The organism is Mesobacillus sp., assembly GCF_049588175.1.
GTDB lineage: Bacteria > Bacillota > Bacilli > Bacillales > Cytobacillaceae > Mesobacillus.
The window spans coordinates 1-4174 of the sequence record NZ_JBAVFI010000206.1 but is presented as its reverse complement, the minus strand read 5'-3'; the positions used below and the strand labels follow the sequence as shown (position 1 = coordinate 4174).

Annotated in this window: 5 protein-coding genes; all 5 read right to left on the bottom strand. The window is 40.7% G+C overall.

The window, feature by feature from the left end; genetic code table 11:
- Nucleotides 1-164: 164 nt before the first annotated feature.
- Nucleotides 165-344: a hypothetical protein gene (locus WB217_RS05235; RefSeq protein ID WP_423991317.1), complete on the bottom strand. Its 180-nt coding sequence runs from the start codon at nucleotides 342-344 to the stop codon at nucleotides 165-167.
- Nucleotides 345-406: 62 nt separating this feature from the next.
- Nucleotides 407-1321, bottom strand: coding sequence for a CobW family GTP-binding protein (locus WB217_RS05230; RefSeq protein ID WP_423991315.1), 915 nt, complete (start codon nucleotides 1319-1321; stop codon nucleotides 407-409).
- Between the two features lie 88 nt (nucleotides 1322-1409).
- Entirely contained in the window at nucleotides 1410-2912 is a 1503-nt protein-coding gene (locus tag WB217_RS05225) for a S41 family peptidase (protein WP_423991313.1), read from the bottom strand.
- Nucleotides 2913-3049: 137 nt separating this feature from the next.
- Entirely contained in the window at nucleotides 3050-3256 is a 207-nt protein-coding gene (copZ, locus tag WB217_RS05220; RefSeq protein ID WP_423991311.1) for a copper chaperone CopZ, read from the bottom strand.
- 25 nt (nucleotides 3257-3281) lie between these two features.
- On the bottom strand, nucleotides 3282-4174 hold an 893-nt coding region (locus WB217_RS05215), incomplete at its 5' end, for an HAD-IC family P-type ATPase (protein WP_423991309.1).

The window sequence follows — 4174 nt, the reverse complement described above, 5'->3', positions numbered from 1 at the left end:
ACATTGAATAGCTTCCTCGAATCGGCCCACGCACGATGGAAATGCGTTAGCATTTTCGGAGGAGTCTACGCGCCTTCCACTACAATCAACAGGGTTTAAAATCAACATTCAGCTTTAACAAAGCCTTTAAAAAAGAAAAAACCCAGCATAGCTGGGCTTAAGGATCAATCTTTCTTATGGTTTGAAACATATTCCTTTGCCTTATCGATTGCAATCGGAATAGCTTTACCATCATCATAGTGCTCTTCCGTTATTAGAGCATTGGCAATCTCGATTGCTTTTTCACGTACATCTGGGTCAAGATTCTTCATTGATACTGGGTAATCATTCTTTGTCCAAGGCATGAACTTCATCCTTTCCATCGAAGATACTATGTTTTACCCAGTGTGCGGTTAATGAAACTGAATTATACTTCTAGGCCATCCAGCTTTCCTTTTATTTCGCTCCAATCCGTAACCTGGCCAATAAACACAAGGTTTAGCGGCATTTTCATATATTCCTTCATATAAAGTGGCATGCCATATGAATATTGGAATAAATCCGGATACTCCGAGTGGCTGAATAATATGTAGCCCTTAATCCGATAAATCGAGTCTGGCAGTGACCGTAAAAAAGCTTCAAAGTCATTTTGTCTTACAGGCTTCTTAAATTGGAATACAAAAGTGCTCAATCTCAAATCAGTTTGAACATGTGCCTCTTTTCTATCGGTTTTTTTAGAAGCTGACATCGTTTGTAGCATATTCATCGGAATTTTTGAGAATGAACTTAAAATGCACTTTGCCTTAGGGTTTAAAGACTGAATATCCATGTTGATTTTTGCTTGTTCAGCATCAGTCATCATATCCGATTTATTGACGATCACTATATCTGCATGCTTTACCTGCTCAAGTAAAAGCTGCTGCACTTGAGGATTGAATGTATTCCTTTTTAACCACATTGTGCCATCAACCGTCGTAACAATTCCTTTCATTTCAAGCTTTTCAGCAAACAACGGAGATAGTACCGCATCCAGAACTTCAACCGGATGTGCCGCCCCAGTTGTTTCTATATAAATTGCATCAAGGCTATTTTCGAAAAGTAATCCCTGTAGCTGGGATTCAAGTTTATCCTGGATGGTACAGCAAATACATCCTCCCAAAAGCTCTTTTAAGGGAACATCCGTCTCTACAGCATCTGAATCTATCGATACATTCCCAAGTTCATTCATCAACACAGCAATGGCCCTGTCATTAGCTTTTTCATGCTGTAAAATCTGCTTTAATAACGTGGTTTTTCCTGTGCCAAGAAATCCGGATAGGATATAAACCTCTGTCTTTTTCATTTATATTTCCACCTAACTTTTTGGTATATAACATGGAAAATCTCCAGCTAGTGCTGGAGATTCTTTTTTAAAAGCTATTTTCTTCAAATTATTTATTCATTTCCTGCTTCAGCACTTCGACTGCTTTTTTTATTTGAGGGTCTTCGTTTTTAATCTTTTCGCGAAGCGAATTCATTAGCTCAATTGTTGAAGTACCTTTTAATACTCCATTTTCTTCAAGCTTCTTTGATTTTTGGAATGCGATAACAGCCGCTTTTGTCTTTTCATCAAAGAATCCATCTTCTCTTCCAGGATTAAATCCAAGAGCTTTAAGCATTTTTTGTGCAGCTTTGACTTGTTCAGATGCAACAGAAACTGTTAACTCAGCTTCTGGATCGATGAATGGTAATGAAGCATATTCCGGCAAAGGTACTTCATGGTCTGGCTTGATCCCTTTTTTATGAATCCAATTCCCCTCAGGTGTCAGCCATTTATCAGTTGTGAATTTCATGTTCGAACCATCCGAAAAATCTTCTGCTCTTTGGACAGTTCCCTTGCCAAACGATTTTTCTCCAACAAGTGGTACACCAGCTGATTCACTTACTGCCCCAGCGAGTATTTCAGAAGCACTTGCGCTTCCTTTATCGATGACAACGACCAATGGAAGATTGTTATTATTCTTGTTCTCAGAAGCATATTCTTCAACATGACCTTTACGGTCCTCCACTTTAAACAAGATTTTCCCCTCTGGTACGAAGAGGCTCGAGATTTTGATAGCCTGATCTAACAGGCCTCCTGGGTTTTGCCTTAAATCTAGGACAAGACCTTTCATTCCTTGTTTTTGCATATCATTCAATACGTCTACTAACTCAGTTGCAGTGTTTTGTGAGAAGTTGGTTATCTGCACTTTAGCAATACCATCTTCAAGCATTTCACCATAGACAGTTTCAATCGGAATTGTATCACGAGTAATCGTTACATCTACCGGCTGCTCTGCACCCCGGCGTAGAATCGACAATTTAACATCTGTTCCTTTTTCTCCTCTTATCAATGCCACTGCTTCGGTTGAGCTCATTCCCTGAAGACTCTTTCCGTCCACAGACAGAATTTTGTCCTCTGGCTGCAGCCCTGCTTTTTCAGCAGGAGAGCCTTTTAAAGGAGTAACGATGAAAATATTTCCTTCTCGCTCCTGGATTTCGGCACCAATTCCTTCAAAGGAGGAAGAAAGGCTTTGATGGAAACTTTTTGCGTCATCCTGGCTCATATAATCAGAATATGGATCATCAAGGGATTCCATCATCCCGTCTATGGCACCATTGATCAGCTTTTCCTGATCAACATCCTGATAATAATCATTTTTCAATGTGTCATATGCATCATACAGTTTTGCAAATTCTTCGCGTTCCCGGATAACCTGCACTGCGGGCTTGTCTTCTCCGAAAGCAAGCGCAAAGGTAGTGATACCTGCTGTTAAAAAGACTAGGAAAAACAACAGCATTGCAAAGTGGAACTTTTTAATCCGAAGAAAACTGCTTTTGGTCTCTGCCTCTGGTGTCTTTTCTGGACTGTTAATTTCTTCTTTGTTTTCTTCATTAATATTCTGCTGATCCAACCCTTTTCACCACTTTCAAATCTAGCTTAAAATCCTTAATGATTAGAATAACATTTTTATAATAAAATTAACAGAAAAATAGGCACAGTATCAGATACATAAAAAGCAGCGGTCTTAAAGACCGCTGCTTAAGCATACTATTCTACATCATAACCTTGATCTTCTACTGCCGATTTCATTTTGCCTGTTTCTGCTTTTGAAGCGTCATATTCTACTTCGGCAGTGCCTTCTGAAAGGGAAACGATTACGCTTGCCACTCCGTCAACCCCCATTAAAGCTGTTTTAACTGCCTTTTCGCAGTGGCCGCAAGTCATGCCTGATACTTTTAACGTTGTTTTTTCCATATAAATCTTCCTCTCATTTTATAATTTATAACTTAATCCGCTTCAATCGAAGGGAATTAGTCACCACAGAAACTGAGCTAAACGCCATTGCTGCCCCTGCAAGCCAAGGGGCTAATAAGCCAAGAGCAGCAATGGGAATGCCTGCTGAATTATACGCCAGCGCCCAAAACAGGTTTTGGCGGATGTTTTGCATCGTTTTCTTGCTCAAATTAATCGCTTTCGGGATCAGCGTCAGTTCTCCGCCAAGGATTGTCAGGTCAGCTGCCTCAATGGCCACATCTGTTCCTGTGCCGATCGCAATTCCGATGTCGGCAATTGCAAGTGCCGGGGCGTCATTTATACCATCTCCAACCATCGCAACCTTCTTGCCCTTAAGCTGAAGCTCTTTAACATGATTGGCTTTTTCCTCTGGCAATACCTCAGCAATTACATGCTCAACACCAACCTGGGCTGCAATCGCCTTAGCTGTACGAGTATTATCCCCAGTCAGCATATAGACTTCGATACCAAGACTCTTTAGTTCTTCAATAGCTGTCTTTGCTGAATCTTTGACAGTATCTGCGACAGCAACAATTGCGTTTATTTTGTAATTGATCGCTATCATCATTGCTGTCTTGCCCTGTGTCTCCAATTGTTCCAGCCTATGTTCATATCTCTCGAATTCAATGCCTTCTTTTGACATTAGCTTACGTGTGCCTACAAAGACTTTTTCACCATTCACCAGTGCTGATATGCCGTGGCCTGGAATAGCTGTGAACTCATCTGTTGGCAGGAACTCTACATTTTTTGCGGTACCGTACTCCACGATTGCGTCTGCAAGCGGGTGTTCGGATGCTTTTTCTGTGGATACAAGATATTGAAGTACTTTACCTTCATCTCCAAAAAAGTCAATATCCGTTACACTCGGCTTCCCTTTTG

Bases quoted from the DNA above. Each gene is read 5' to 3' on its own strand.
- WB217_RS05235 (WP_423991317.1), bottom strand. From the start codon at position 344: ATGCCTTGGACAAAGAATGATTACCCAGTATCAATGAAGAATCTTGAC.
- WB217_RS05230 (WP_423991315.1), bottom strand. From the start codon at position 1,321: ATGAAAAAGACAGAGGTTTATATCCTATCCGGATTTCTTGGCACAGGA.
- copZ (WP_423991311.1), bottom strand. From the start codon at position 3,256: ATGGAAAAAACAACGTTAAAAGTATCAGGCATGACTTGCGGCCACTGC.